Consider the following 26,190-nt stretch of genomic DNA (forward strand, 5'->3'; position numbering starts at 1 on the left):
GACACCCTGACCCCGTGACTACTTCAACGGACAAGGCGGCTGCCGTCGGCGACGGCAGCCTCCGGCTGAGGGCGCCGGAGCACCGGCTGGAACGCAGGGTCGTCTGGTACTGGGCGGTCCACTCCCTGCTCGGCTGGCTGGCGTTCGCGGCGGCCCAGACGGTGTGGATGCTGCTACGGGACGACGGGCCGGTGGAGTGGCACCAGGCGGGGCTGGTCCTCACCGCCGTGCTGGGAGCGGCGCACGTCGTGGTGATGCCGCCCTGGCGCTACCGCGTGCACCGCTGGGAGACGACGCCCGAGGCGATCTACACCCAGACCGGGTGGTTCGTGGAGGAGCGCCGGATCGCGCCCGTATCGCGGGTGCAGACCGTCGACAGCGAACGCGGGCCGCTGGAAAGGCTGTTCAAGCTGACCAACGTCACCGCCACCACGGCGTCGGCCGCCGGCCCGATCAAGATCCACGGGCTCGACCACACCACCGGGCTGCGGCTCGTCGCCGACATCACCGCCGCGGCGCAGGCCTCTCGCGGGGACGCGACGTGAGCGGCATGAGCGACCTGAGCGGCATGGGCCACCTGCACGAGGCGGGCGACGGGCGGCGCGAGGCTCACGACGAGCACAAGGCGGACGACGGACACCAGGTGGGCGACGGGCGCGAGGTGGGCGACACGGATGGTACGGGCGGCCCCGCCGCCCGGTCCGCCGACGCCCCCTGGAAGCGGCTGAGCCCGCGCATGCTGTTCGTCCACCCGGTCCAGGAACTGGGCAAGACCGCCCCGGCGCTGATCGTCGCCCTCGTCGCCGGGTCGGGCTCCGGCCACCGCCACATCTACGCCCTCGGCGCCGGCGTGCTGACCGTCGTCCTCGCGCTGCTCCGCTGGTACACCACCACCTACCGCGTCTCCCCCGAACTCGTCGAACTGCGCAAGGGGCTGCTGCGCCGCCAAATCAGCTCCGTCCCCCTGGACCGGGTGCGCGCGGTCGACCTCACCGCGCACGTGGCGCACCGCGTGCTCGGCCTCACCCGCCTCACCGTGGGCACCGGGCACGCCGCCGAGTCGGAAGAGGACGAGCTGAAGCTCGACGCGCTGACGCGGGACGAGGCCGTGCTGCTGCGGGAGCAGCTGCTGGGCGCGGCGGAGGCCGCCGACGCTCCGGCGGAACCGGCACGCTCCCCCGAATCGGCGCGGGCCGCTGTCGGTTCCTCCGACCCCATCGGCCCTATCGGCTCCGTCGCACCGGCCGACCCGCCGCTGGCCCGGATGCGCCCCGGCTGGCTGCGCTTCAGCCCGTTCTCGTACTCGGGTTTCGTCGTCCTCGTCGTCCTCGTGTGCGTACTGATGGAAGCCGGCCTCGACGTGCGCCACTTGGGCCCCGTCGACAGCGTGGTCAGCGGGCTCGGCGGCGGGCACGGCCCGGGTCCGGTCATCGAGGCGGTGCTGGCCGTGCTGGTCCTGGGGACGCTCCTCAACGTGTCCCAGTCCGTGATGAAGCACTGGAACTTCACCCTCCACCGCCGTCGCGGCGGCAACCTGGAGACCACGCACGGGCTCCTCACCACCCGCGCCATCACGCTGGAGGAGCGGCGGGTGCACGGCGTGGAGATCGGCGCGTCGCTTCCGGTGCGCCTGCTCGGCGGGGCCCACTGCTTCGCGATAGCCACCGGGGTGCGCGGCCCGCAGCACAACGCGATGCTCGTGCCGCCGGGGCCGCGCGACGAGGTCGTACGGGCGGCGGGCGCCGTACTCCGCGCCCCGGACGCGCTGACCGGCCCGCTGGTGCCGCACGGCGCGGCGGCGCTCCGCCGCCGGTACGTCCGGACCCTCTGGCCGTGCGCCCTGGCCGTCCTGGTGCTCGGCGCGCTGTGGTGGGACGGCGACGTCCCGCTCCTGGCCTGGCTCGCCTCGGCGCTCCTGCTGCCGGCCGGCGCGCTGCTCGCCCGCGACCGCTACCGCTCCCTCGGCCACACGCTGTCCGGCCGCTATCTGGTCATCGGGCACGGGGAGGGAGCCGGGGCCCGGCGGCGGGTGGCGCTCGCCCGTGAGGGGATCATCGGCTGGAACGTACGCCGGTCGCTGTTCCAGCGCCGGGCGGGCGTGCTGACGCTGACCGCGACCACGGCGGCGGGGCGCAAGGGGTACGCGATGCAGGACATCGGCGCCGAGGAGGCCGTACGGCTCGCGGAGGAGGCCGTGGCGGGCCTGATGGCGCCGTTCCTCGTCGGAGGAACCGGAGAAGCCGCAGAGGCCGCAGAGGTCGCGGGGGCCGGTGAGGCCGCAGCGACCGGAGAGTCCAAAGAGTCCGGAGAAGGCAGCCCGAGGGCGAGGCCCGCTGAGCCCGTAGCAGAGCGCTGAGCCCACAGCAGGACGCCCCGAGGCCGTCGGGACTCCGCCGTTCCGCCCTCCCCCGGGCCTCGGCGCTCCCTCCGGCCTCCGAGGCCCCTCCGGCACCTGGCACCGCACGCTCCCGCCTCGGTCCCGCTCCGCTCCGTACCGCTCCGCTCGCTCCGTTCCGTACGGCCCGCCCCCGCTGACAGGCCGTCCGTCGGCGGCCCGGCTCCGCTCGCGGAGCCGCCCGACCCGCCCGTCAGCGCAGGTGGACCGGCAGCGAGTCGAGGCCGAAGACGGCGGAGTACTTGCGGAAGGAGAGTTCCTCCTCCGGTACGGCCAGCCGCAGCTCCGGGAAGCGGCGCAGCAGGGCGGGGTAGGCGGCGCGCAGCTCCATGCGGGCCAGTTCGGCGCCGATGCAGCGGTGGATGCCGTGGCCGAAGGCCAGGTGCGAGGAGGCGGCGGGGCGGGTGGGGTCGAAGGTGTCCATGTGGGACCCGAGGGAGGAGTCCCGGTCGGCGCCGCTGAGGGAGCAGAGCACCACGTCCCCGGCGGAGACCTGCTCGCCCGCGATCTCCATGTCCTCGCGGGCGAAGCGCGGGAAGGCGACCTGAACAACCGTCAGGTACCGCAGCAGCTCCTCGACGAAGGGGTCGACGGCCGCGTCCTCGTCGCGGAGGGCGGTGAGGTGGTCCGGGTTCTTGAGGAAGACGAGGGTGCCGAGGGCGAGCATGCTGGCGGTGGTCTCCAGGCCGCCGGTCAGCACGCCGTCGGCGAGGCCCGCGAGCTCCTCGTCGTCGATGTCGTCGCCGTGCTCCTTCACCAGCATGCCGAGCAGGCCGTCGCCGGGGTTCTCGCGCTGCTTCTTGACTATGTCACGCAGGTAGGAGAGCGATTCGGATATCGCGCCCAGCGAGGCGTCCGCCCCGGCGAAGAGGTCGAAGCGGGTGGTGCCCAGCCGCTGGAACTCCTCGCGGTCCTCGTACGGGACGCCGAGCAGTTCGCAGATGACCAGCGAGGGGATCGGCATCGCGAACGCCTGGACGAGGTCGACCGGGTCGCCCGCCTTGCCCAGCTCCTCCATCTCGTCCAGCCGCTCCTCGACGAGGTCGTGGATGCGCGGGGTGAGCCTGCTGAGCCGCCGCATGGTGAATTCGGGCGTCAGCAGGCGGCGCAGCCGGGAGTGGACGGGCGGGTCGCTGAAGCCGAGCCCGCCGGGGTTGTGGTTCTCGGTGACGCCGGCGTTGCCGACGAGGTTGGAGAAGTCGTTGCTGAAGCCATTGGTCTGGCCGAGCACCGTGCGCGCCTCGTCGTATCCCGTGACGAGCCACACATTCATGTTGAGCGGCACGGAGAGCTTGGTGATCGGGGACTTTTCCCGCATAGCGCCCAGCTCGGGCACCGGGTCCACGCCGGTGCGGCGGAGCGGCATCAGCGTGGACTCGGGGAGGAGCCCCGCTTTGGACAGATCAAAACCACCCTTGCGGACATTTGCCAGAAAACGACGAGTCAGCCAGGCGCTGACACGCGTACGAATGTTCATCATGCGCGCAATACTGCACGGTCCCGCCCCCTTCGCGCCCCGGCGGACAGGCTCATCGCCAGGAGGGCGGAGGCCGCGAGTGCGCCGCCGCACCACAGCACGGCGGTGAGCGAGAAGGCGTCGAGCACCCGGCCGCCGATGAGCGCGCCGAGCGCGATGGCCGCGTTGAAGGCGGCGACGAAGAGGGACGACGCCGATTCGCGGGCCTGCGGGGCGAGGGCCAGCAGCCAGGTCTGGGCCGTCACGGAGACCCCGCCGTAGCCGAGGCCCCACGCCACCACGAGGACGATCGCCCCCGGCAGCGTACGGCCGAGTACGGGCGCGAGCAGGACGGACGCGGCCAGCAGCCCGGTGAGGACCAGCAGCGTCCGGCGCGGGTCGCGGATCGCCCGGGCGCCGGCCAGGAAGTTGCTGGCGACCCCGGCCAGCCCGTACCCGAGGAGGAGCCCGCTGATGAGGGTCGGGGTGATGCCGGAGACCTCTTCCAGCACCGGCCGGATATAGGTGTAGGCGGCGAAGTGGCCGGTCACGAGGAGGAGCGTGACGATGATCGTGCCGCGTACCCGGGTGTCGCGCAGCAGCGCGGGCACGTCGTCCAGGCGCGCGGGCCGGATGACCGGGAGCGGGGTCATGGTCAGCCAGAGCGCCGCCAGCACCACCGCCGAGAGGGCGGCCATGGCGGTGAACCCGGCGCGCCAGTCGGCGAGTTCGCCGAGCTGGGTGCCGGCCGGGACGCCGAGCACGGAGGCGACGGCGATGCCGCTGAACGCGAGCGAGGTGGCGGTGCCCGCGTTCCGCTCCGGCACCAGCCGTACGACGAGGCTCGCCACGATCGACCAGACGCCGCCGATGCTGACGCCGACCAGGACGCGGGCGGCGAGCAGCACCGCGAAGTTCGGGGCGAGGGCGGAGACCGCGTTGGCGGCGAGCAGCAGCGCGATGAGCGCGCACAGCAGCAGCCGCCGGTCGACGCGGGCGCAGCCGAGGGTGACGGCGGGGGCCGAGACCGCAGCCACGATGCCGGGCACGGTCACGACCAGCCCGGCCACTCCGTCCGTGACGTGCATCGCCTCGCCGATGGGGGTGAGCAGCCCGATGGGCAGCATCTCGCTCGTGACGTCCGCGAAGGTGGCGACGGCGACAGCGAAGACCGCGAGCCAGCCGCGGCGGGTGGCCGCGGCCGGTGCGGTGGGGAGTTCTTCGGTGGTGCGTGACATGTCCCAAGCCTTTTCCCGCGCGGCGGCGGGAACAACAGTGAAGGGCTCATCCTTGGATGAGGTGGGCTAATCGATGGGACCGACGGGGCGGTAGCGCGTGGGCGGACTGGAGATACGGGAGTTGGAGTGCTTCCTCGCGCTGAGCGAGGAGCTGCACTTCGGGCGCGCGGCGGAGCGGCTGTACGTGTCCCAGGGCCGGGTGAGCCAGCTGCTGCGGTCACTGGAGAGCCGGATCGGGGCGCGGCTGCTGGACCGTACCAGCCGCCGGGTCGCGCTGACGCCGCTCGGCGCCCGCTTCCTGGCGGAGCTGCGCCCCGCGTACGACACGCTGCACACCGCCGTCGAGAGCGCCCGCGCGGCGGCCCGGGGCCTTGCGGGCGTCGTGCGCGTCGGCTTCCAGGGCAACGTGGACGAGCAGGTCACGGGGGCCGTACGGGCGTTCCGCGCGCTGCACCCCGACTGCGAGGTGGAGATCGTCGAGGTGGACCTGGGCGACCCGTTCGGGGCGGTGCGGCGCGGCGAGGTGGACGCGGCGATCGTGCTGATGCCGGTCGCGGAACCGGATCTGGTCGTCGGCGCGGTGTTCCCCTCGCAGCCGCAGACGCTGGCGGTGTCCGTGCGGCACCCGTTCGCGCGCCGGGCGTCCATCGGCGCGGAGGAGCTGGCGGGCGGCCCGCTCATCGGCTTCGCGGGCCCCGCCCCCGCGTACTGGCTCGAATTCATGGCGCCCCCGACCACCCCGGGCGGCCTCCCCATCCCGCGCGGCCCGCTGGTGCGCACGAACCAGGAGGCGCTGCTGGCGGTCGCGGCGGAGCGCGGCGCCATGGTCTTCTGCGCGCCGACGGCCGCGTACTACGGGCGGCGCGACATCGTCTTCGTGCCGGTCACGGGGCTGCCGCCCTCGACGCTGTGCGTGGTGTGGCCCCGCCACGCGGAGACCGAGCGGGTACGGGCCTTCAACCGGGCGGTGGCGACGGGGGTGGCCCGGAGCGGGGACTCCGGCGCGGACGACCGTACGGGCGCTGACGGACGTACGGGCACAGGCGAGCGTACGGGCACAGGCGAAGGTACAGCCGTGGACGGACGTGCGGACGCAGGGGACCGCACCGGGACCGGCGAGCGTACGGGCCTGGGCGAGCCCGCCTCGGACCCCGACGACACGGCGACACCGGCCCCCGCCCGCTAGGGAACATGCGGGCCGATTAACAACATCCATAAGGGACATAAGTCGCATAACTTGCTAGGTTGCAGCCCATGAGCGCAACGCCGGCAGACGCTCCCCCTCCCTTGCTCCGGCTCCCCAAACGCCGGGGCACCGAACTGGTCCTCCTCGTCGTGGCCGTGCTGATCTCGGTCTACGGCTACATCGCCGTAGGACTGGCGGCCGAGGACACCGTCCCCAAGGACGCCGCGAGCTACGGCGCGGGGCTCGGCGTCCTCGCCCTCCTCGCGCATCTCGTGGTCCGGTTCCGCGCCCCGTACGCCGATCCGCTGCTGCTGCCCATCGCCGTCCTGCTCAACGGCATCGGCCTGGTCCTCATCTACCGGCTCGACCTCCGGACCCCCCACGACAAGGCCGCACCCACCCAGCTCATCTGGTCCACGCTGGGCGTCGCCCTGTTCATCACGGTCGTCCTCTTCCTCCGCGACCACCGGCTGCTCCAGCGCTACGCCTATATCTTCGTCGTCGCCGCGCTCGTCCTGATGGTCGTGCCGATCGGCTTCCCGGCCATCAACGGCGCCAAGATCTGGATCCGGATAGGCGCGTTCTCGATCCAGCCCGGCGAGTTCGCCAAGATCCTGCTCGCGGTCTTCTTCGCCGCCTACCTCTCGGCCAACCGGCACGCCCTCGCCTACACCGGCCGCAAGATCCGCCGCCTGCAACTGCCCACCGGCCGGGTGCTCGGCCCCGTCGTCGCTATCTGGCTGGCCAGCGTCGGCGTGCTCGTACTGGAGCGGGACCTGGGCACCTCGCTGCTCTTCTTCGGCCTCTTCGTCGTGATGCTGTACGTGGCCACCGGCCGTACCGGCTGGATCGCGGTGGGCCTGCTGCTCTGCGCGGTCGGCGCGGTGGCCGTCGGCTCGCTGGAGCCGCATGTGCACAGCCGCGTGGAGGACTGGCTGCACCCCTTCGCCTCCATCGACGCGGGCCGGGGCGCCTCCCAGCTCGCCCAGTCGCTCTTCTCCTTCGGCGCGGGCGGCATCCTCGGTACGGGCCTGGGCCTGGGCCACTCGTATCTGATCGGCTTCGCGATGAAGTCGGACTTCATCCTGGCCACGGTCGGCGAGGAGTTGGGGCTGACCGGGCTGACCGTCGTCTTCCTGCTGTACGCGTTCCTGGTGGCCCGCGGCTACCGGGCCGGGCTGGCGCTGCGCGACCCCTTCGGCCGGCTGCTCGCCATCGGCCTGGCCTCCATCCTCGCGCTCCAGGTCTTCGTGATCGCGGGCGGCGTGATGGACCTGATCCCGCTCACGGGGATGGCGATGCCGTTCCTCGCGCAGGGCGGGTCCTCCGTCGTCACGAACTGGATCATCATCGCGCTGCTCATCAAGATCAGCGACAGCGCGCGCAGACCGCCCCCGCCGGCCGCGCCGGGCGTCGTCGCGGCCGGCGCGCCCGGCTCGGAGCCACTGGACGATCCGTACGGATTCGAGGAGGACGAGCTGTGATCCGCTACATCCGGCGCGCCGCGGCCTTCTGCCTGCTCCTGCTGGTGGCACTGCTCCTCAACGCCGGCCGCATCCAGGTCTTCAAGGCCGACGACTACGACAAGAACCAGGCCAACCGCCGCCAGACCATCGCCCGTTACAGCCAGTCGCGCGGCGACATCCTCGTCGGCGGGAAGCCGGTGACCGGCTCCAAGGACAGCGGCCAGCAGTTGCGCTACGAACGCACGTACCGCCAGGGCCCGTTGTACGCGCCGGTCACCGGGTACGCCTCGCAGACGTACGGCACCTCGCTCATCGAGAACGCGGAGGACGGCGTGCTCTCCGGCACCGACTCCCGCCTCGCGCCGCTGCCGTTCTGGAACGAGGTCACACGCGGACAGCAGCCCAGCGGCAACGTGCACACCACGATCAACGCCGCCGCGCAGCAGGCCGCGTTCGAGGGGCTGGGCGGCAAGCGGGGCGCGGTCGCCGCCATCGAACCGAGGACCGGCAAGGTGCTGGCGCTGGCCTCCACCCCCTCGTACGACCCGAACGTGATCGCCGGCACCGGCTCGTCGGTGACGCGCGACTGGTCGCTGCTCAACGGGGCCGACTCCCAGCCGATGCTGAACCGGGCGCTCAAGCAGGTCTACCCGCCCGGCTCCACCTTCAAGGTCGTCACCGCCGCCGCGGCCCTGGAGCACGGCGTGGTCGAGGACCCGGACGCGGCGACGGACACCCCGAGCCCGTACACCCTGCCCGGCACCACCACCAAGCTGACGAACGAGGCGGGCGGCTGCGAGAACGCGACGCTGACCCATGCCTTCGAGGTCTCCTGCAACACCGTCTTCGCCCACCTCGGCGTGGACGTCGGGCTCGGCGGCATGGTGGACACCGCCCGGAACTTCGGCTTCAACGACGGCGGGCTGCGCATCCCGTCGGCCGTGGTGCGGAGCACCTTCGACAGCGAGATGAACGACTCGCAGGTCGCGCTCTCCGCCATCGGCCAGTACAACACCGCCGCGACCCCGCTCCAGATGGCGATGGTCTCGGCGGCGGTCGCCTCCGGGGGCGAGATCAAGGAGCCGTACCTGGTAGACAAGATCACCGCGAAGGACGGCGACACCGTCTCCACCACCAGCCCGCAGACGCTGCGCCGGGCGATGAGCACCGGCACCGCCGAGACCCTCCAGAAGCTGATGGTGAACGTCGTCACCAAGGGCACCGGCACCAACGCGGCGATCGACGGCGTGACCGTCGGCGGCAAGACGGGCACCGCGCAGCACGGCGTGGACAACAAGGGGACCCCGTACGCCTGGTTCATCTCCTGGGCCAAGGCAGAAGGGGACGATCCGGGGGTGGCCGTGGCGGTCGTGGTCGAGGACGCGGCGGCGAACCGCGCCGACATCAGCGGGGGCGGGAGCGCGGCGCCGATCGCGAGGTCGGTGATGGAGGCGGTGCTGAAGCGCTGAGTGCCGGGGGCCGCTGGGGTCGGGCCGCTGGGGCTGGGGCTGCCCGAGTGCGGCCGCCGGGTCCACGTAGCGGACGACCCGACGAAAAGGTGCAGCATGAAGCTAACCTCCGGTGGCACAGCAGCGTAGGCACGAGGAGGCAGAGCGGTGAGTGCGCCGGAGGATACGAACAGTGGCCAGAGCAGCCGGCCCGAGGAGACCGGCCGCGTGGTGGCGGCCCTCGACGACGTAGGCGTCCGGCGCTACACCACGGGCCAGATCATCCTCGACGAGATCGACTGGACCGTACGGTCCGGGGAGCACTGGGCGCTCCTCGGCGCGAACGGCGCCGGGAAGACCACCATCCTCAAGCTCATCGGCGCGACCATGCACCCCACGACGGGTTCTGTGGAGGTCCTCGGCCACCGGCTCGGCCGCGTCGACATGCGCGAGCTGCGGGCCCTGATCGGCCTGGTCTCCTCCGCCCAGAAGGTCCCGCTGGACGCGACCGGGCACACGGTGGCGCTGACGGGCGCGACCGGGACCGTGCAGCCGCTGTGGGGGAAGTACGACGACGCGGTGCGCGAGCGCGCCCACGAACTGCTGGCCGAGCTGGACTGCAAGGAGCTGGCCGACCGCCCGTACGGCGTCTGCTCCGGCGGCCAGCGCGCCCGTATCCTCATCGCCCGCGCGCTGATGGCGGACCCGGCGCTGCTCCTGCTCGACGAGCCGTTCAACGCGCTCGACCTGCCGTCCCGCGAAGACCTCATCGACACCATGCACCGCCTGGCCGCGAGCCGCCCCGAACTGGCGACGGTCACGGTCACCCACCACCTGGAGGAGCTGTCGCCGAGCATCGGCCACGCGCTGCTGCTCCGGGAGGGGCGGGTGCAGGCGCGGGGCCCGGTGGAGGAGGTGCTGACGGCGGAGCGGATGACGGGCTGCTTCGGCCGGTCGATCGAGGTGACGCGGCACGAGGGCCGCTGGCTGGCGAGGTCGGGTGCGGCGGTGCGCTAGCCGGTCGCTACAGCTCGCGGCGCATGCAGACCCGGGGCCACCGGTCGAGCCCGTGCTCGGCCTCGTGGCGCCGGATCTCGCGCAGACCGGGCGTCAGCTCGCCGTCCGCGAGGGCCCGGAAGCCGCACCGCTCGTAGTACGGCGCGTTCCAGGGCACCTCGGTGAAGGTGGTCAGGGTCAGCGCGCGGAGCCCGCGCCCGACCGCCCACTGGGCCAGGTGCTCGATCAGAGCGCGCCCGACGCCGCGGCGGGCGAGGTCCGGATGGACCGTCACCTGCTCGATGTGGGCGGCGCCGTCGACGACATCGGCGAGGAGATAGGCGCGGGGCCTGCCGTCGGCGTCGAGCGCGACCCAGGCCCGGCCGCCCTCTTGATAGCCGGCGAGGTCGGTGAGGGAGGGCGGCGCGTCGTCGGCGATCTCGGGCATGCCGATGTCATGGAAGGCGAGCCCACCGGCCCGTTCGATGTCCTGGAGAACGGACAACTCGTCGGCGGCGCACGGCCGGATGCGGTGGGTCTCCATGATCAGATCTTAGTGAACCTGGGGGAAACTGAACCCGTACCCCTGCTCCTTGAGCCACGGCAGCAGCTCGTTGAGCGCGGCCACGGTCTCGCTGCGCTCCCCGCCGCCGTCGTGGAAGAGGATCGTGGGCCCGTTCGACAGCTCCTGCTTGACGGTGTTGATGATCCCCTGCACGCCGGGGTGCTCGAAGTCCTTGGTGTCGATGTTCCAGCCGAGGGGCCGCATGCCGTGCGCTGCCGCGATCTTCCGACTGTCGGGGGTGAAGGCCCCGCCGGGCGCCCGGTAGTACTGCACCTTCGCGCCGCCCGCCGCGCCCTCGATCATCTGCTGGGCGTCCAGGATCTGCTGCTTCTGATAGCCGACGGAGCGGTGGTCCATGGCTATGTTGTGGTCGATGGTGTGGTCACAGAGCCGGTGCCCCGCCGCCACGACCCTCTTGACGAGCTCCGGGTGCTCCTTGGCCTGCGGCCCGATCATGCAGAACGTGGCCTTCACGCCGTTCTGCTTGAGCAGTTCGAGCACCTTGGGCGTCCACACGGGGTCGGGCCCGTCGTCAATGGTGATGTTGACGGCCTTCCCGCCGCTCTCGGTGGCGTGCACGATATCGAGCGGAATCTTCTTCGGCGGCGCGGGCCGCGCCGCCGGCTCATCCTGCCGCACCTGCTGCTGTCCCTTGTCACCCCCGGAGCTGTGCGTGACCACAGCCACCGTCCCGGTGATCCCCGCAGTAGCGACCACAGCCGCGGCAACCGCCATCGCCATACGCCGCCGGCCGGCGGTCAGTCGTGCCATGAGAACGTCCCACTCCCTCTGTGCGTCTCAGTACGGCAGGACTGAACGCGGTACGGCTCCCCATTACTTCTCCCCAAGATGCCCTGGGCGGTGACATTGGTTCCAATAATTCGCGTGTGTGACGAGTCACCTGGCGGGAGTTGCCTCCCACATACGTGGAGGCCGCCAATTGGCGGCCTCCACCTCACATTGCCTCACAGGCAACGAACTCAACGAACCATCAGCCGACCCGGCCTCCGCCGAGGGCTCCGGCCTTGATGCGCGCCATCAGCATCCGCATCGCCACGGGGGCGACGCTCAAGACATCGCCGGGGCGGTCGCTCTCCCGCAGGAACACCAGCCCGCCGGGGGCGGCGGCGACCTCGACGCATTCGCCGTGGTCGCCAGTGCTGAATGACGACTTCTGCCAGGTCAGGTCAGGCATCGGGCTCTCCCCTACCGTTCGTCCATTCCGTGGTCGAACTCAGCGCCTTTGATTCGCCGCACCAGTCCCCGCAAGCCGGCGACCGGCACAGCGATGACGACACCGGGCTGGTCACTCTCCCGCAGGAGCGCCAGTCCGTTCGGGGCGGCGGCGACCTCGACGCACTCGCCGTTCCCTCCACCGCTGAATGAGGACTTGCGCCAAACAAGCTCGGACATCGGTCTCCTTCTACAGGCTGTACATCACGTGCTGGATGAGGCTCAGCGAATCGCGGGACCCATGTGATTCCGGTGTCGACTCCGGGTCCACCGGGCCGAGCGCCAGACCGGACAGCGTCTCGAACATCATGGCGTACTCGCGGATAGCCTCTCCATCCCTCAGGAATACCGAGTTCTGCGGGTGTTCCAGGTAGACCGTGTTGAGTTCGGGCGTGCCGCCGCCGAAGATGGCGAAGGACCGGCTGTACGCCGAGTACGCCCCGGACTCGAACGGGAAGACCTGCACGGATACGTTCGGCAGTCGCGACACCTCGATCAGCCGGAGCAACTGCCGACGCATCGTCTTCGGCCCGCCGATGTGCGTGTGCAACGCGCCTTCGTGGATGACCACGCGATAGGACACGGACGACTCGCCCTCCAACACGCGCTGTCGCGCCAACCTGAACGCTACGAACCGGTCGACCCGTTGAGGGTCGGGCTCGGACACCGAGATGACCGCCCGCGCATAGTCCTCCGTCTGAAGCATCCCCGGCACGAAGAGCGGCTCGTGCGTCCGAAGGACACTGGACCGCGACTCCAGCTCCGCGAGATCGGCCCCGGCGGGCGCCAGCACGTCGCGGTACGAGTGGAACGACCCGCACCGCCTCCGCGTCCTCGTACACGACGAAGCACCGGGGCTGCCCGTCTGTCAGCTGCCGTCCGTCGAGAACGAGCACGGGCGCGGCATGATGCTCATCTCGCGGAGCGCGGACGCGTGGGGCGTGTGCAGCCACAGGCCGGGCAGGGGGAAAGCGACCTGGTTCGAGCTGGGGGTACGGGAGGGAACCGGCAGCCGGGGCGGGTGAGCCGACGCTTCGTCATGTGCGGCGGCGCTCTCACACGGCCCGGTGGCCGTACGGGCGTCAGCGGCGAGGGGGCGGGGCTCCGGGGGACCGTTTCGAGTAGGCGACTACCCAGCCCACCGCCAGGGCCAGGCCCGCGATTCCGATCGCGGCGAGGCCCAGGACCTTGAGGATTCCCGTACCCGAGGACGCCGCGCCAATGGCGCCCGTGATTCCTCCGACGGCTGCCAGGATTCCCAGGACGAGAGTTCTGTGGTTTCCGAGCAGTCCATCGGACAGGGTGCTCCGGCTCTGCCGGGGCGCGGCTCTCCCTCTCGGTTCCTTGCGGTGGTCGTTCACTTCCAGTGCACTCTCCCCGGGTCCTTGGGGGCCATGATCTTGGCGTCGGGGCGTTCGGAGGCGTGCTGGGCCGGGGTGTAGTAGAAGTCCAGGCCGGTGGCGACGATGCCGGCGGGGACGCCGAAGACCTTGCCGCCGAACTTGCCCGCCTTGTTCATGAAGGTCGGTTTGCGGTGGCGGCCCGGGCCGCCGGAGGTTTCCACGAGGGAGGCTTCCATGCCGGCCGCGTAGGCCGGTGTGCCGTCGATGAAGTACGACTTGGCGCTGGCCCAGTCGCGCTTCTGGACGCTGTCGGCGCTGTTGAGCCATGCCCGGTAGCTGAGGAATTCGGCTACCGGCTTGATGGTGGAATTGCCGAACTTGCCGTCCGCCGCGTGGTCGATCTTCGACTGGATCTCGGCGTCGGAGAGTTCCTTGAGCGAGATCTTCTTGTCGCTCTGCTGCCCGCGCTCCTTCCGCATGCTGCGCGCCTCGGCGAGGCTGACCGGGGCCGTGGGGAGAAACCCGATGTCGTAGCTGTGCTTCATGTCCCGGAGCGCCCACCGCAGGGTGGAGTCGGTCTTGTCGGCGTCCTCAAGGGCCTGCCGGGTCCGGTTCTTGTAGGCCTCGATGGTGGGCTGGTAGGCCTTTTTGAGCTCGGCGAGCTCACCCGGTTTCACCTTGCCCTCGTCCACGTAGACGGAGCCGTCGCTCGACTTGACCGAAAGGTGCTCGTGGCCCGCGAGCTCCTCCGTGATGTCGGTCAGCCCCTTCTTCGCCGCGCGGAACGACTTGAGGCAGCTGTTCAGGAATTTGTGGACGCTGCCGGCTTCGTTCTCCGCGTTGTCGAGCTGGTACCCGAGCCCCCGGATGGTCGTGAAGGCGGCCTGCGCCGTGTCCCCTTCCCAGTCCGACCGCTCCAGCCCCTTCGCCACCTGGGTGTCGAAGGTCCTCGCGGCCTTGTGCACGCGCTTGGGCAGGTGCGACCAGGCGTCGACGGCCGAGGAGAGCTTCTCCAGGTTCACGGACTTGAGGTCCGTATAACTCACTGACATGTCGCCCCCTTAGATGACGTCGCCCGGCTTGTATGTGTACTTCTTCTCGAAACTTCGCTTCCGCTCGTGGTCCTCGGTCTCGAAGGAATCCGCGGCCGAGCGCAACGCCCCGCCCAGCCCCTCTTTGCCGATCTGCCCGGCCACGTACTTCGCGCCCTTTTCCCAGGATTCGATGAAGTCCGAGAATGCGCCGTCGCAGGAGAATCCCTTCAGCGATCCGGGGATCTCCGCCGTCTTGGCCAGAACGTCCTTGTGGGCGTCCTTGAACTCCTTCGACGCGTCGTTCTCGGCCTTGTCCGCCCGGCCGCGCAGAAGGGACGGCGTCACGTGAAGCTTTCCTTTTGCTCCATGTCCGCCGCCGCCCGCGCCATTGAGCCGCATACCGGTGGCCTGCTCGGCCTGTGCATTGGCCTTGAGCTGAGCCCATTCATCGTCAAAAGACATCGTTCCCCCGTTCAGATCACGCTGTGCAAGCGTCCGTTCACCAGCCATGAGCCCGGCGGACGTCCGCGCCTGTACGGTAACCCGGAGTTCAGCCCGTACGCACCTGCCGCCGGCCCGCGGGAAAGGCGCCCCGTTCCCGATTCGGCACGCAATGCGCGTAATCCCCGTCACTCTTTTCGGGCGGCCGTCGCGGTCGGGATAGGGATATGGCGGGCACCGAAAACACCGGAAATGCCGGAGCCGCGGCTGCGCCCGCAGCGGTGGCCCGGAGGTGGCCCGCAGGTTACGCAATGACCAATTCCCGTGATGGTCTTGCCAGTTGAGAGCGGCGTGGCCCATGGTTCGATCTCAAGCCGATGCCGGGTACGTCCGACGCTCGTCGGGCCCGGCGCCGGCGTCCGTTCAGGCGAAGGGTTGTCGACCACCGTGCCATCCCCCACCGCGCTCTCCCCCACCCCGCGCTCCTCGCGCCGCAACCGGTTCCTCGGCTGCGGCATCGCTCTGGCGCTCGCCGCCGGGTCCGCCGTTCTGACGCTGCCGGCCTCCGCGGCGGCCGGCCCCGGGAAACCGACGATCAAGCTGTCCACCGGCTATCTGTCCGGCGCGGTCGGCGCCACGGGCGACCCCACCGTCACGGCCACCGTGGCCCAGAGCGGCGCGGGCGGTGACGCGCTCAAGGTCAGCGCCACCGCCAGTTCCCGCGACTCGGTCGCCAAGGCCGGGGACGTACAGATCACCGGCAGCGGCGGCAGCAGGCAGGTGGCCGTCAAGGCGCGCGGGCAGGGATACGCCGACCTGACCCTGAAGGTGGAGGGAGCGGGCGGGAAGAGCGCCACCGCCACCCTGCACTACGCCGCCTCCAGCGCGGTGCACGACGCCGCCGCCGACACCCGCTACCTCACCGGGACCAGCGACTCCTCGGCCGCGGTGGACGTCGGCGGCGGGTACATGGTCGTCGCGGACGACGAGAACAACACCCTGCGGCTGTACCGCCGCGACGCCTCCGGCGGGCCGGTCAGGACCTGGGACTTCAGCTCGAAGCTCGGCGTCGAATCGGAGATCGACATCGAGGCCGCGACCCGCGTCGGGGACACCGTCTACTGGACCGGGTCCATGGGCAACAGCAAGAAGGGCAAGCCGAAGCCGGACCGCTCCACGCTGTTCACCACCACCGTCACCGGCTCCGGCGCGGACACCGAGCTGAAGCTCGGCGGCTCGTACCACGGGCTGCGCGACGACCTCGTCAAGTGGGACCAGGACCACGGGGACCGCTTCGGATTCGCCGACGGCACCGCCGACGGCCAGGCGCCCAAGCAGATCGACGGCTTCAACGTGGAGGGGCTGGAGTTCGCGCCGGGCAGCTCCAGCACCGCCTACGTCGGCTTCCGGGCGCCCCTGGTGCCGCCGAAGAAGGGCGGCAAGGCGCTGCTCGTACCGGTCACCAACATGGACAAGCTCACCAAGGCCGGCAAGGGCGCCGCCGCCGTGCACGCGACCTTCGGCGAACCCGTCACCCTCGACCTCGGCGGCCTGAGCGTCCGCGACATCCGGCGCAACGCCGCCGGTCAGTACCTGATCGTCGCCGGTTCCTGGGCGGCGGAGGACAACAGCGAGCCGTACGCGCTGTACGCCTGGGACGGCGTCGCCGGGCACAAGCCGGTCAAGCGGCTCGACCTGCCGACCACCGACCCGGGCGGCTGGGAGGCCGTCGTCGACGTCCCCGACCTCTCCGCGCCCGGCGCCAAGGTGCAGGTGATCACGGACGCCGGCTCCGCCGACCTGTACGGCGACGGCACCGAGGCGAAGGAGCTGCCGCACGCCGAGTGGAAGAAGTCGCGAGCCGTCTGGTTCCCGCTCGGCTCCTGAGCGAGAACGCCCACCGGGTACGGGCCTCCCGCTCCGGTGGCCCGTACCGCCCGTACGTCCCCCGGGGCGCGGCCCGCGCCGTCCGGCTCAGGAAGCCTTGACGCGGACCTCGTCCCGGACCGCCGCCGCCCGCTTCGCCAACGTGTTCAGGTCCGGAGCGCCGGCGCCGTTCGCCTCTCCGCCGGTCTCCAGGACCGTGGCCACGGTGCTGTGGTCGCTCCACGCGCATACGGGCATGGTGCCGGACCGGCCGGCGCGGCTGAGGCTGACCACCTGGCAGCGCACGGGCTCGTCCGCGCCCGGCGGGGTGATGTCGCGGGCGGGCGTGGTGACCTCGGTCCCGTCCGCCTCGCCGACCCCCTTGAGCATGCTCTCCACGGCCACGTCCGGGTCGGAGATGTCCCCGTACATGCCCGAGAAGACCAGGGTGGTCGGCGTCTTGCCGGACGCGGACATGTACTGGCCCCCGGCGTTGCGCATGCCGCGCTCGTTGGGGCCCGAGTTGCGGTCGCCCAGCTTGCCGTCGAGCGTGCTGGTCAGGTCCTTGGCCAGGGTGTACTGGCCGTCCGCCAGGGACTTGGGGACGGTCAGCCGGTACTCCGCCGAGGTCGAGGACGAGTCCGAGGACCCCGACGGAGACGAAGACAGTGACGGTGACGGAGACGAAGAGGACGTCGGGGAGGAGGACGACGACGTCGACGAGCCGCCGTTCGACGCCAGCGCGATCACCACGCCGCCCAGGACCACGACCCCGGCCAGCGCCCCCGCGACGATCGCGACGATCTTGCCCGGGCCCATGCCGCGCCGCGGCGGCGGCATCGGCGGCTGCCCCCACCCCGCCGGGTACCCCTGCGGATACCCCTGCTGCGGGACCTGTTGGGGATGCTGAGGGTATTGGGAGTACTGGGGGTACTGGGGATATTGCGGGTACGGAGCCTGGCCGTACCCCGGCCCGCCCCCCGCCGGAGGCGCCGGCGGGCCCGCAGGTGGCGGCGGCTGCTGCCCGTACGGCCCCGGCGCCTGTTGCCCGTACGGCCCCTGCGCCGGCTGCCCCTCCGGCCCGTACGGTCCCTGCTGCCCAGGCCCGGGCGGCGGCGGTGGCGGTGGCGGCGGTGTCGACATCGGTGCGTCCCCCTCAGTGCTCATCCCCGTGCAGGAGCACGGTACGTCACCCCCTCGGCACCCATCCGGGCCCTCCGCCCCGGCCGTCACTCCCCTGTCACCACTCCCCTTTCGTCATCCAGTGATCACGCTTCCGCCGCGCCGCGCGCGATCGCGTCGGCCACCTCCGCCGTACGCGCCGCCTCCTCCGCCTCGAAGCGCTGCGTGTCCAGCCGTTCCGCGATCTCCTCGTCCTGCGCCATGAGCAGGTCCAGGTTGGAGTCGCCCAGCTCGAAGACGCCCATGTCGGCGTAGGCGCGCTGGAGCCGCTCGCCCCACAGGCCGATGTCCTTGACGCACGGCACGATGCGGCTGAAGAGGAGCTTCCGGAAGAGCTGGAGATACTCCGACCGCTCGCTCAGTTCGGCGGCCTCCCGCTCGGGGATCCCGAAGTTGGTGAGGACCTCCTCCCCGCGCAGCCGGTCCCGCATCAGGTAGCAGCCCTCGATGACGAACTCCTCGCGCTCGCGCAGCTCCGCGTCGCTCAACTGCCGGTAGTAGTCGCGCAGCGCCATCCGCCCGAAGGCGACGTGCCGCGCCTCGTCCTGCATCACGTAGGCGAGGATCTGCCGGGGCAGCGGCTTGTCCGTGGTGTCGCGGAGCATGCCGAAGGCGGCGAGCGCGAGCCCCTCGATCAGCACCTGCATGCCCAGGTACGGCATGTCCCAGCGGGAGTCCCGGAGGGTGTCGCCCAGCAGCGCCTGGAGGTTGTCGTTGATGGGATAGACCATGCCGACCTTGTCGTGCAGGAACCGGCCGTAGATCTCCGCGTGCCGCGCCTCGTCCATGGTCTGGGTGGCGGAGTAGAACTTCGCGTCGAGGTCCGGGGCGGACTCCACGATCCGGGCCGCGCACACCATCGCGCCCTGCTCGCCGTGGAGGAACTGGCTGAACTGCCAGGAGCCGAAGTGGCGTCGCAGGTCGGCCCTGTTCGCCTCGCTCATCCGGTCCCAGTACGGGCTGCCGTAGATGGTCATGTTCTCGTCGGGGACGCCGAGCGGGTCGTACGGGTTCACTTCCAGGTCCCAGTCGATGCGCCGGACCGAGTCCCACTGCTTGTCCTTGCCCTTCTGGTAGAGGGCGAGGAGCCGTTCCCGGCCGGAGCCGTCCTGCCGGCCCGGGTACATCGCCTCCCAGCTGAAACGTGCCGCGCCGCTCGCGGGCACCTCCCAGCTCCGCTCTCCGAACTCCTGTGGCAGCGGCTTCCGTGTCGGCATGCGACGCCTCCCGTCCCGTGCACCAAGGGTCGTTGGCAGGCTCACACGCCCGTTACCGCTGGGTCAACAAGTTGCGCGAGAGGGATTGACGGCCTTGCTGACAAGCAGTCTCATAAGAGGGTGACCGCGGGTAACCCGACAATGAGGTGTCCTCAGCCATGACCACCGCTCCCGAAAAAAACGCATCCGAGGCGGCGTCCGAGCACGATGTCACCGTCCTGCGGGACGCGCTCGGCCTCCTCAAGGACCGCGAGCAGGTCGCCGAGCGGCTGCTCGCCTCCTCCGCCAAGCACTCCTTCGACCCGGACACCGAACTCGACTGGGACTCCCCCGTCGAGGACGGCAAGTGGTACTGGCCGCCGGAGCTGCTCTCCCTCTACGACACCCCGATGTGGCACCGGATGTCGCGGGAGCAGCGCCTCGAACTCTCCCGCCACGAGGCCGCGTCGCTCGCCTCCCTCGGCATCTGGTTCGAGATCATCCTGATGCAGCTGCTGATCCGGCACATCTACGACAAGCCCGTGACCAGCTCACACGTCCGCTACGCGCTCACCGAGATAGCCGACGAGTGCCGGCACTCCAAGATGTTCGCCCGCATGATCGACAAGGGCGGCGCGCCCACCTACCCGGTCTCCCGCGTCCACCACAACCTGGCGCGCGTCCTGAAGACCGTCTCCACCACGCCCGGTTCGTTCGCGTGCACGCTGCTCGGCGAGGAGATCCTCGACTACATGCAGCGGCTCACCTTCCCCGACGAGCGCGTGCAGACCATCGTCCGCGGCGTCACCCGCATACACGTCGTGGAAGAGGCCCGGCATGTCCGGTACGCGCGCGAGGAGTTGCGCCGCCAGATGGTCTCCTGCCCGCGCTGGGAGGCCGAGTTGACCCGCGTCAGCTCCGGCGAGGCGGCCCGGATCTTCTCCATCGCCTTCGTCAACCCCGACGTCTACACCAACGTCGGACTCGACCGGCGCGAAGCCGTCCGGCAGGTGAAGGAGAGCGGCCACCGCCGCGAGGTGATGCAGGCGGGCGCGCAGCGGCTCACCGACTTCCTGGACGAGATCGGCGTCATGCGCGGCCTCGGCCGCCGGCTGTGGCGCAGCTCGGGCCTGCTGGCCTGACCCCTGGTCCGGCCCGCCCGCATACCCGGACCCCGGCCCGCACCCGCGGCCCCACCGCCCCGACCGCGGTCCCGACATGGCGGTTACGCTGCGGAGTATGAGCAACAGCCGCGCCTCCCAAGAACTGGACCCGAGATCAGGCGGTACGCGGCGAGGTCCGGTCGCGCGCGGCTCGTACCGCAGGCTCAGCGTCGAGGAGCGCCGGGCGCAGCTGATCACGGCCGCGCTGGGGCTCTTCGCCCACCGCGCCCCCGAGGACATCTCGTTGGACGACGTCGCCGCCGCGGCCGAGGTCTCCCGGCCGCTGGTCTACCGCTACTTCCCGGGCGGCAAGCAGCAGTTGTACGAGGCCGCGCTGCGCAGCGCGGCCGACGAGCTGGAACTGTGCTTCGCCGTACCGCAGACCGGCCCCCTCACCCACCGGCTCGCCGCCGCCCTGGACCGCTACCTCGCGTTCGTCGACGAGCATGACGCGGGGTTCAGCGCGCTGCTCCAGGGCGGGAGCGTGGCGGAGACGTCCCGTACGGGCGCGATCGTCGACGAGGTGCGGCGGTCCGCCGCCGACCAGATCCTCACCCACTTGCAGGTCCCCGAGCCGGGCCCGCGGCTGCGGATGATGGTGCGGACGTGGATAACGGCCGTCGAGGCGGCCTCCCTGATCTGGCTGGACGAGGAGAAGCAGCCGCCGGTGGGCGAGTTGCGCGACTGGCTCGTGGACCATTTCGTCGCACAGCTGACGGCGACCTCGGCGAGCGACGAGCAGACGGCCCGCGTGACGCGGGCCGCCCTCGCCCTGGAACTGCCGGACGGGGCGGCGGGCCGGCTCGCGCGGGCCGTCATACCGGTGGTGGCCGAGGCCGCGCACCTGCTCTGACGCGAGCGGCCCGCTGTACGGGCGCGAGCGGCCAGGACGGTACGAGCACGAGCCGCCCCGGCCGTACGAGCGCACGAGCCCGAACCGCTCGCCCCGGCTAACCGGCTGCGCGCCGCTCCCGCAGCAGCAGCGCGACCGCGACCGCTCCCACGACGAGCACCGCGGCGCTGAACACGAACGCCGTGCGGTAGCCGTGGACGGCCGCCGAAGGGCCGGTTCCGGCGGCGGTCACGAGAGTGGCCAGGATGGCGGAGCCGAGGGCTCCGGCGATCTCGCTGAAGGAGTTGAGCACCGCCCCCGCCGTGCCGCTGTCCCGTTCGGGCACCCGGTCCAGCGCGGTGGCCGAGGCGGCGGAGAACATCGCGCCGACGCCCAGGCTGAGCACCAGCAGGCCGGGCAGCACGGCGGTCAGGTAGTCGTCCGCGCCGCTCACCCGCGCGAGCAGCAGCACGCCGAGGGCGGCGACGGTGAGCCCGCCGGCTATCAGCGGAAGCGGGCCGGTGCGCGGCAGCAGGCGTCCGCCGAGGGCGGCGGAGACGGCCATGCCGGCCGAGTACGGCAGCGAGGACACCCCCGTGGCCAGGGCGGACATGCCCAGGTCGCGCTGGAGGTAGTAGCTCAGGAGCAGGAAGATCCCGGTGACGGCCAGCCCGCCGAGGCCCACCGCGAGCATCCCCGCCACGCGCCGCCGGTCGGCGAGGACGCGCGGCGGCAGCAGCGGATCACCGCCCCGCCGTTGCAGCTGCGCGAACGTCGCGAGCAGGACGAGCGCGGCCGTGAAGCTGCCCCACGCCCACGCCGAACTCCAGCCGTGTTCCTGGGCGGCGCTCACTCCGTACACGAGGCCGCCCAGGCCGAGCGCGGCGGTGAGCGCGCCGGGCAGGTCGTAGCGGCGGGCGCCGTCGGTGCGGCTCTCCTCCAGTACGCGCGGGGCGGCCACCGCCGCGCACAGCGCGAACGGCGCCGCGATGAACATGCACCAGCGCCAGGAGGCCAGCGCGGTCAGGGCGCCGCCCGCGATCAGCCCCGCCGCGGAACCGGCGCCGAAGACCGCTCCGTAGCAGCCGAACGCCTTCGCCCGGTCGGCCGGGTCGCTGAAGGCGGTGGACAGCAGGGCCAGCGCTGCCGGGGCGAGCAGAGCGGCGAAGGCCCCCTGTCCCGCGCGCGTGGCGAAGAACATCAGGCCGTTCGCGGCCAGCCCGCCCACCGTGGAGCAGGCGGCGAACCCGGCCAGTCCGACGATGAACGCCCGGCGGCGCCCGGTGTGGTCCGCGACCCGGCCGCCGAGCAGCAGGAGCGCGCCGAAGGCCAGCATGTAGCTGGTCACGCCCCACTGGCGGGTCGACTCGGAGATGTGCAGGGCGCGCTGCACGGACGGCATGGCGACGTTCATGATCGAGGCGTCGAGGACGACGAGCAGTTGCGCGAGGCAGATGACGGCGACGCCGAGCCACCTGCGGCGGCGTTCGGGCAGGGGGGATCGTGTGCTGAGGGAGTGCATGGATCTTCGTTCCATCGGCATGGCGGCGCGCGCGGCGGCCGCCACGGCAAGGTGTGCGGAGGACGCGGAGGTGATGGAGACGAGAGTCCGGACGCGCGGAACCACAGAACCGCGGGACCACAGAACCGCAGGACCACAGGACCGCGGACAGACGCGTGCGTCAGACGCCGGAAGCCATCACGGGCCGACGACTGGAGATCCACACCAGGCCGGCCGGACGGCGGTCGATGGCGCGGCGGCCGCGCGAGTACCCGGCCGTGCCGGAGCGGACCGCGCGCTCGGCGCGGCCTGTCGCCTCGGACATCAGCTGGGCCAGCATGAGCGCCATTCTATCCGTGGCCGGCACAGCTACCGCGACCGCCGTCCCCGCACATCTCATCCCCGGGGAGGACCCCGGGAACGAGCGGGGCTGACGGAGACTGGTGCGGTGAGAAGCGAAGACACCCTGTTCGTGGGCGGGCCGTTGGACGGGCGCGTGCTGCCGGTGCTGGTGGGAGCCACCGGGCAGCCGCCGAAGTCGTACGAGATCCCGGTGCCGAACGACGACGGACGGCCGCCGACCGTGCACGTCTATCTGCGGGCGCCGGCCGGTACGACGAAGCGGCTGGGGCTGCCGCGCGGCTGGCGGTACGAGTACGCGCCGCAGGGCCGGCCGCCGCGCAACCTGAAGTGGCCGTGGACGAAGAGCGGCTGACGCCGGGCCGCCCGGCATTCCGAGCGAGCGGCTGACGGCGGGCCTCCCAAAATGCCTCCCGACCGAGCGGCTGACGCCCGGCCACCGCGCCCCCGGGGAAGCGGCTGACGGCAGGCGGCCGAGCCGCCCCAGGTTTGGTCCGGACCATTGACACCAGTGGTCCAGACCGGTTTATTGCTTGACCAGAGGGGTCCGCCTTGGCGAACTCCCTGGCTCCGTGTCCGAAGGCTCCGTACCTGCCGCGCCCGGGGCCGGACCGGGGCCGGTCCCTCCCCTGCGAGGGCGGTCCCCTCTCCCGAACGCTCGACCGGCACGCCCCCACCACCCGTACCGCCGTCGACACCAAGGAGCACCCCCCATGCCCCTGCGCGAGAGAACGCTGTCCGCCTCGCTGGCGGCCGTCGCCGCCACCGCCCTGCTGTCCACCGCCGCGTACCTCCCCACGGCCCACGCGGCCCCCCGCCCCGACGCCCGTACGACGGCCGCGACCGCCCTCCCCGAGCACGCGCTCGTGGGCTATCTGCACGCCAGTTTCGCCAACGGTTCCGGCTATGTGCGGATGGCCGACGTCCCGAACAGCTGGGACGTCATCGACCTCGCCTTCGGCGAGCCGACCTCCACCACCTCAGGCGACATCCGCTTCAACCGCTGCCCCAAGAGCGAGTGTCCGAACGTGGAGTCCGAGGACGAGTTCAAGGCCGCCATCAAGGCCAAGCAGGCGGCGGGCAAGAAGGTGCTCATCTCCATCGGCGGCCAGAACGGCCAGGTCCGGCTGACCACCGCCGCCGCCCGCGACGCCTTCGTCAGGTCCGTCGGCTCGATCATCGACCGGTACGGGCTCGACGGTCTGGACATCGACTTCGAGGGGCACTCGCTCTCCCTCGACAACGGCGACACGGACTTCAAGAACCCCAAGACCCCCGTCATCGTGAACCTGATCTCGGCGGTCCGGACCCTGAAGGCGAAGTACGGCGCGGGCTTCACGCTCACCATGGCGCCGGAGACCTTCTTCGTGCAGCTCGGCTACCAGTACTACGGCTCGGGCAAATGGGGCGGCCAGGACCCGCGCGCGGGCGCGTACCTGCCGGTCATCCACGCCCTGCGCGACGACCTCACGCTGCTGCACGTACAGGACTACAACTCCGGCCCGATCACCGGGCTCGACAACCAGTACCACTCCATGGGCGGCGCGGACTTCCACATCGCGATGACCGACATGCTGCTCACCGGCTTCCCCGTCGCGGGCGACAAGAACAACGTCTTCCCGGCCCTGAAGCCCTCCCAGGTCGCCATCGGCCTGCCCGCCAGCCCGAACGCGGGCAACGGCCACACCGCGCCCGGCGAGGTGAACAAAGCGCTCGACTGCCTGACCAAGAAGACCTCGTGCGGCGGCTACGCCACGCACGGGACCTGGCCCGCGCTGCGCGGGCTGATGGCCTGGTCGGTGAACTGGGACTCCTTCAACAAGCGGGAGTTCTCCAAGAATTTCGACACGTACTACCGGCGCTGACGCCCCACGGCTACCGCTGGTCAGGTGACGCGAAGGCGGCCATTCAGTGGCGAGGTCGGGCGGAATCGCCCGTACCACTGCCATTAATAGCATTGGTCATGGCACGATCCCTTCCTGGGCCAAATGATCTAGGCCATTGATCTAGCCCACTCATGGAGGTAATCGTGTCCGGACGGTTCGTACGGTCGGTGTGCACGGCGGCGGTGGTCGCCACGGCGGCGTTCGCTCTGCCCGCGCCCATGGCCTTCGCGTCACCGAAGGCCCCGCCGGACGCCCCGGTCAGCGAGCTCCTCACCCAGCTCCAGACGCTGTATCAGAAGGCCGAGGAGGCCACGGAGAAGTACAACGGGACCGAGGAGAAGCTCAAGAAGCAGCGGGCCCGGGTCGACAAGCTCGACAGCGAGCTCGCCGACGTCCGGGTCGCGCTCGCCAACAGCAAGAACGACGCCGGCCGGCTCGCCCGCGAGCAGTACCGCGGCGGCACCGGCGCCCTCTCCCCGTACGTGCGGTTCCTGCTCAGCCGCGACCCGCAGGAGGCCCTGGACCAGGGCCACCAGCTCAAGCGCGAGGCCGGCCGGCGGGCCGCGATGATAGAGCGGCTGACCGGCGGCGAGCAGCAGGCCGACCAGCTGGCGACCGACGCGCTGGCCGCCCTCGACGTCCAGGAGACGCTCGCCGCCACCCAGAAGAAGCAGCGCGACACGGTCAAGCAGCGGCTCGACGAGGTCGAGCAGATGCTCGCGTCGCTGACCGGCGATCAGCTCGCCGAGCTCCAGCGGCTGGAGCAGAAGGACATCGGCGCCGCCCAGGACAAGCTGCTGGCGTCCGGCTCGCTGGGCGGGTCGTCGCGGGCCCCCTCGAAGGACGGCGAGGCCGCCGTCGCGTACGCGTTCAAGCAGCTCGGCAAGCCCTACGTCTGGGGCGCGACCGGGCCGGACTCCTTCGACTGCTCGGGCCTCACCTCGCAGGCGTGGGCGCACGCGGGCGACCCGATCCCGCGGACCAGCCAGGAGCAGTGGAAGTCGCTGCCGCGGGTGCCGCTGAACGAGCTGCGCCCCGGCGACCTGGTCGTCTACTTCAAGGGGGCGACCCACGTCGCGATGTACATAGGGGACGGGCTGGTGGTGCAGGCGCCGCGGCCCGGCGCGAAGGTGAAGGTGTCGCCCATAGCGGCGAACCCGCTGCTCGGCGCGGTACGCCCGGACCAGGGCAAGGAGCCGGTGAAGGGCTACAAGCCGCCGAAACTGCCGGCGGGCGCCGCGAACGGGTCGGACACGGGGTACGGCTCCGCCGGGGCGCCGAAGCGCTGACCGTACGGCAGAAAACCACAGGGGTGCGGCCGTGAAGACGGCCGCACCCGCTTGGCCAGCTCGACGTTGGTCAGACGGCCGTCGCGGCGGAGATGAAACAGAATTTCGCGATCC

At 71.3% G+C, this 26,190-nt stretch carries 24 protein-coding genes and 2 pseudogenes; 12 read left to right on the top strand and 14 right to left on the bottom strand.

Annotated elements, in window-relative coordinates; translation table 11 throughout:
• Nucleotides 1-14 precede the first annotated feature (14 nt).
• Complete coding sequence (locus tag AB0I22_RS23045) at nucleotides 15-545, top strand: PH domain-containing protein (RefSeq protein WP_363132736.1); 531 nt, start codon at nucleotides 15-17, stop codon at nucleotides 543-545.
• Nucleotides 546-550: 5 nt separating this feature from the next.
• The gene (locus tag AB0I22_RS23050; protein ID WP_363132763.1) at nucleotides 551-2,356 is read left to right on the top strand and encodes a PH domain-containing protein; all 1,806 of its coding nucleotides are present in this window, start codon (nucleotides 551-553) and stop codon (nucleotides 2,354-2,356) included.
• Nucleotides 2,357-2,588: 232 nt separating this feature from the next.
• Here AB0I22_RS23050 and AB0I22_RS23055 read toward each other — a convergent pair whose 3' ends face one another.
• Both AB0I22_RS23055 and AB0I22_RS23060 read right to left on the bottom strand, forming a co-directional pair.
• Nucleotides 2,589-3,875 carry a cytochrome P450 gene (locus AB0I22_RS23055; protein ID WP_363132737.1) on the bottom strand — a complete coding sequence of 429 codons (1,287 nt, stop codon included), beginning with the start codon at nucleotides 3,873-3,875 and terminating at the stop codon, nucleotides 2,589-2,591.
• Nucleotides 3,872-5,089, bottom strand: coding sequence for an MFS transporter (locus tag AB0I22_RS23060; RefSeq protein ID WP_363132738.1), 1,218 nt, complete (start codon nucleotides 5,087-5,089; stop codon nucleotides 3,872-3,874). Before AB0I22_RS23060 ends, AB0I22_RS23055 begins: the two co-directional genes overlap by 4 nt.
• Nucleotides 5,090-5,186: 97 nt before the next feature.
• Between AB0I22_RS23060 and AB0I22_RS23065 the strand changes: the two are divergent.
• The 4 genes and pseudogenes from AB0I22_RS23065 to AB0I22_RS23080 all read left to right on the top strand — a co-directional run.
• Nucleotides 5,187-6,062: pseudogene (locus AB0I22_RS23065) on the top strand (LysR family transcriptional regulator); the annotation flags it as partial.
• Between the two features lie 281 nt (nucleotides 6,063-6,343).
• Complete coding sequence (locus AB0I22_RS23070; protein WP_363132739.1) at nucleotides 6,344-7,759, top strand: FtsW/RodA/SpoVE family cell cycle protein; 1,416 nt, start codon at nucleotides 6,344-6,346, stop codon at nucleotides 7,757-7,759.
• Nucleotides 7,756-9,210 (top strand): penicillin-binding transpeptidase domain-containing protein, encoded by a 1,455-nt coding sequence (locus AB0I22_RS23075; protein ID WP_363132740.1) that lies wholly within the window; start codon nucleotides 7,756-7,758, stop codon nucleotides 9,208-9,210. Before AB0I22_RS23070 ends, AB0I22_RS23075 begins: the two co-directional genes overlap by 4 nt.
• A gap of 207 nt (nucleotides 9,211-9,417) precedes the next feature.
• Nucleotides 9,418-10,206: an ATP-binding cassette domain-containing protein gene (locus AB0I22_RS23080; RefSeq protein ID WP_363132764.1), complete on the top strand. Its 789-nt coding sequence runs from the start codon at nucleotides 9,418-9,420 to the stop codon at nucleotides 10,204-10,206.
• 7 nt (nucleotides 10,207-10,213) lie between these two features.
• Here the strand turns inward: AB0I22_RS23080 and AB0I22_RS23085 are convergent, their stop codons facing one another.
• From AB0I22_RS23085 to AB0I22_RS23115, 7 genes are all read right to left on the bottom strand, one after another.
• Nucleotides 10,214-10,729 (bottom strand): GNAT family N-acetyltransferase, encoded by a 516-nt coding sequence (locus tag AB0I22_RS23085; RefSeq protein ID WP_363132741.1) that lies wholly within the window; start codon nucleotides 10,727-10,729, stop codon nucleotides 10,214-10,216.
• 9 nt (nucleotides 10,730-10,738) lie between these two features.
• The gene (locus AB0I22_RS23090; RefSeq protein ID WP_363132742.1) at nucleotides 10,739-11,521 is read right to left on the bottom strand and encodes a polysaccharide deacetylase family protein; all 783 of its coding nucleotides are present in this window, start codon (nucleotides 11,519-11,521) and stop codon (nucleotides 10,739-10,741) included.
• Between the two features lie 220 nt (nucleotides 11,522-11,741).
• Nucleotides 11,742-11,945, bottom strand: coding sequence for a DUF397 domain-containing protein (locus AB0I22_RS23095; RefSeq protein ID WP_363132743.1), 204 nt, complete (start codon nucleotides 11,943-11,945; stop codon nucleotides 11,742-11,744).
• Nucleotides 11,946-11,956: 11 nt separating this feature from the next.
• Nucleotides 11,957-12,163 (bottom strand): DUF397 domain-containing protein, encoded by a 207-nt coding sequence (locus tag AB0I22_RS23100; RefSeq protein ID WP_363132744.1) that lies wholly within the window; start codon nucleotides 12,161-12,163, stop codon nucleotides 11,957-11,959.
• A 10-nt stretch (nucleotides 12,164-12,173) separates the two neighbouring features.
• A complete protein-coding gene (locus AB0I22_RS23105) occupies nucleotides 12,174-12,776 on the bottom strand; it encodes a DUF5753 domain-containing protein (protein ID WP_363132745.1) in 603 nt (200 codons plus the stop codon).
• Between the two features lie 564 nt (nucleotides 12,777-13,340).
• Nucleotides 13,341-14,378 (bottom strand): hypothetical protein, encoded by a 1,038-nt coding sequence (locus AB0I22_RS23110; protein ID WP_363132746.1) that lies wholly within the window; start codon nucleotides 14,376-14,378, stop codon nucleotides 13,341-13,343.
• Between the two features lie 9 nt (nucleotides 14,379-14,387).
• Nucleotides 14,388-14,822 carry a hypothetical protein gene (locus AB0I22_RS23115; protein ID WP_363132747.1) on the bottom strand — a complete coding sequence of 145 codons (435 nt, stop codon included), beginning with the start codon at nucleotides 14,820-14,822 and terminating at the stop codon, nucleotides 14,388-14,390.
• 501 nt (nucleotides 14,823-15,323) lie between these two features.
• Between AB0I22_RS23115 and AB0I22_RS23120 the strand changes: the two genes are divergently transcribed.
• Nucleotides 15,324-16,688 (top strand): hypothetical protein, encoded by a 1,365-nt coding sequence (locus AB0I22_RS23120; RefSeq protein ID WP_363132765.1) that lies wholly within the window; start codon nucleotides 15,324-15,326, stop codon nucleotides 16,686-16,688.
• An 87-nt stretch (nucleotides 16,689-16,775) separates the two neighbouring features.
• Here the strand turns inward: AB0I22_RS23120 and AB0I22_RS23125 are convergent, their stop codons facing one another.
• Together AB0I22_RS23125 and AB0I22_RS23130 are read right to left on the bottom strand one after the other, a co-directional pair.
• On the bottom strand, nucleotides 16,776-17,507 hold the full coding sequence (locus AB0I22_RS23125) for a hypothetical protein (protein ID WP_363132748.1): 732 nt from the start codon (nucleotides 17,505-17,507) through the stop codon (nucleotides 16,776-16,778).
• A gap of 428 nt (nucleotides 17,508-17,935) precedes the next feature.
• Nucleotides 17,936-19,066 (bottom strand): ferritin-like domain-containing protein, encoded by a 1,131-nt coding sequence (locus AB0I22_RS23130; RefSeq protein ID WP_363132749.1) that lies wholly within the window; start codon nucleotides 19,064-19,066, stop codon nucleotides 17,936-17,938.
• Between the two features lie 158 nt (nucleotides 19,067-19,224).
• Between AB0I22_RS23130 and AB0I22_RS23135 the strand changes: the two genes are divergently transcribed.
• Together AB0I22_RS23135 and AB0I22_RS23140 are read left to right on the top strand one after the other, a co-directional pair.
• A complete protein-coding gene (locus AB0I22_RS23135) occupies nucleotides 19,225-20,187 on the top strand; it encodes a diiron oxygenase (RefSeq protein WP_363132750.1) in 963 nt (320 codons plus the stop codon).
• A gap of 97 nt (nucleotides 20,188-20,284) precedes the next feature.
• A complete protein-coding gene (locus AB0I22_RS23140) occupies nucleotides 20,285-21,061 on the top strand; it encodes a TetR/AcrR family transcriptional regulator (RefSeq protein ID WP_363132751.1) in 777 nt (258 codons plus the stop codon).
• 97 nt (nucleotides 21,062-21,158) lie between these two features.
• Here the strand turns inward: AB0I22_RS23140 and AB0I22_RS23145 are convergent, their stop codons facing one another.
• Complete coding sequence (locus AB0I22_RS23145; protein WP_363132752.1) at nucleotides 21,159-22,562, bottom strand: MFS transporter; 1,404 nt, start codon at nucleotides 22,560-22,562, stop codon at nucleotides 21,159-21,161.
• A 160-nt stretch (nucleotides 22,563-22,722) separates the two neighbouring features.
• A complete protein-coding gene (locus tag AB0I22_RS23150) occupies nucleotides 22,723-22,881 on the bottom strand; it encodes a hypothetical protein (protein WP_363132753.1) in 159 nt (52 codons plus the stop codon).
• A gap of 108 nt (nucleotides 22,882-22,989) precedes the next feature.
• Between AB0I22_RS23150 and AB0I22_RS23155 the strand changes: the two genes are divergently transcribed.
• The 3 genes and pseudogenes from AB0I22_RS23155 (at nucleotide 22,990) to AB0I22_RS23165 (ending at nucleotide 26,076) form a co-directional block, all read left to right on the top strand.
• Nucleotides 22,990-23,256 (top strand): hypothetical protein, encoded by a 267-nt coding sequence (locus tag AB0I22_RS23155; protein ID WP_363132754.1) that lies wholly within the window; start codon nucleotides 22,990-22,992, stop codon nucleotides 23,254-23,256.
• 493 nt (nucleotides 23,257-23,749) lie between these two features.
• Nucleotides 23,750-24,766, top strand: a pseudogene (locus tag AB0I22_RS23160) (chitinase); the annotation flags it as partial.
• 164 nt (nucleotides 24,767-24,930) lie between these two features.
• Nucleotides 24,931-26,076: an NlpC/P60 family protein gene (locus tag AB0I22_RS23165; RefSeq protein WP_363132755.1), complete on the top strand. Its 1,146-nt coding sequence runs from the start codon at nucleotides 24,931-24,933 to the stop codon at nucleotides 26,074-26,076.
• Here the strand turns inward: AB0I22_RS23165 and AB0I22_RS23170 are convergent.
• A partial coding sequence (locus AB0I22_RS23170) for a winged helix-turn-helix transcriptional regulator (RefSeq protein ID WP_363132756.1) occupies nucleotides 25,995-26,190 on the bottom strand: 196 nt, incomplete at its 5' end. The two genes, AB0I22_RS23165 and AB0I22_RS23170, sit on opposite strands and share 82 nt — an antisense overlap.

It is taken from the genome of Streptomyces sp. NPDC050610, from assembly GCF_040654875.1.
Classification (GTDB): domain Bacteria; phylum Actinomycetota; class Actinomycetes; order Streptomycetales; family Streptomycetaceae; genus Streptomyces.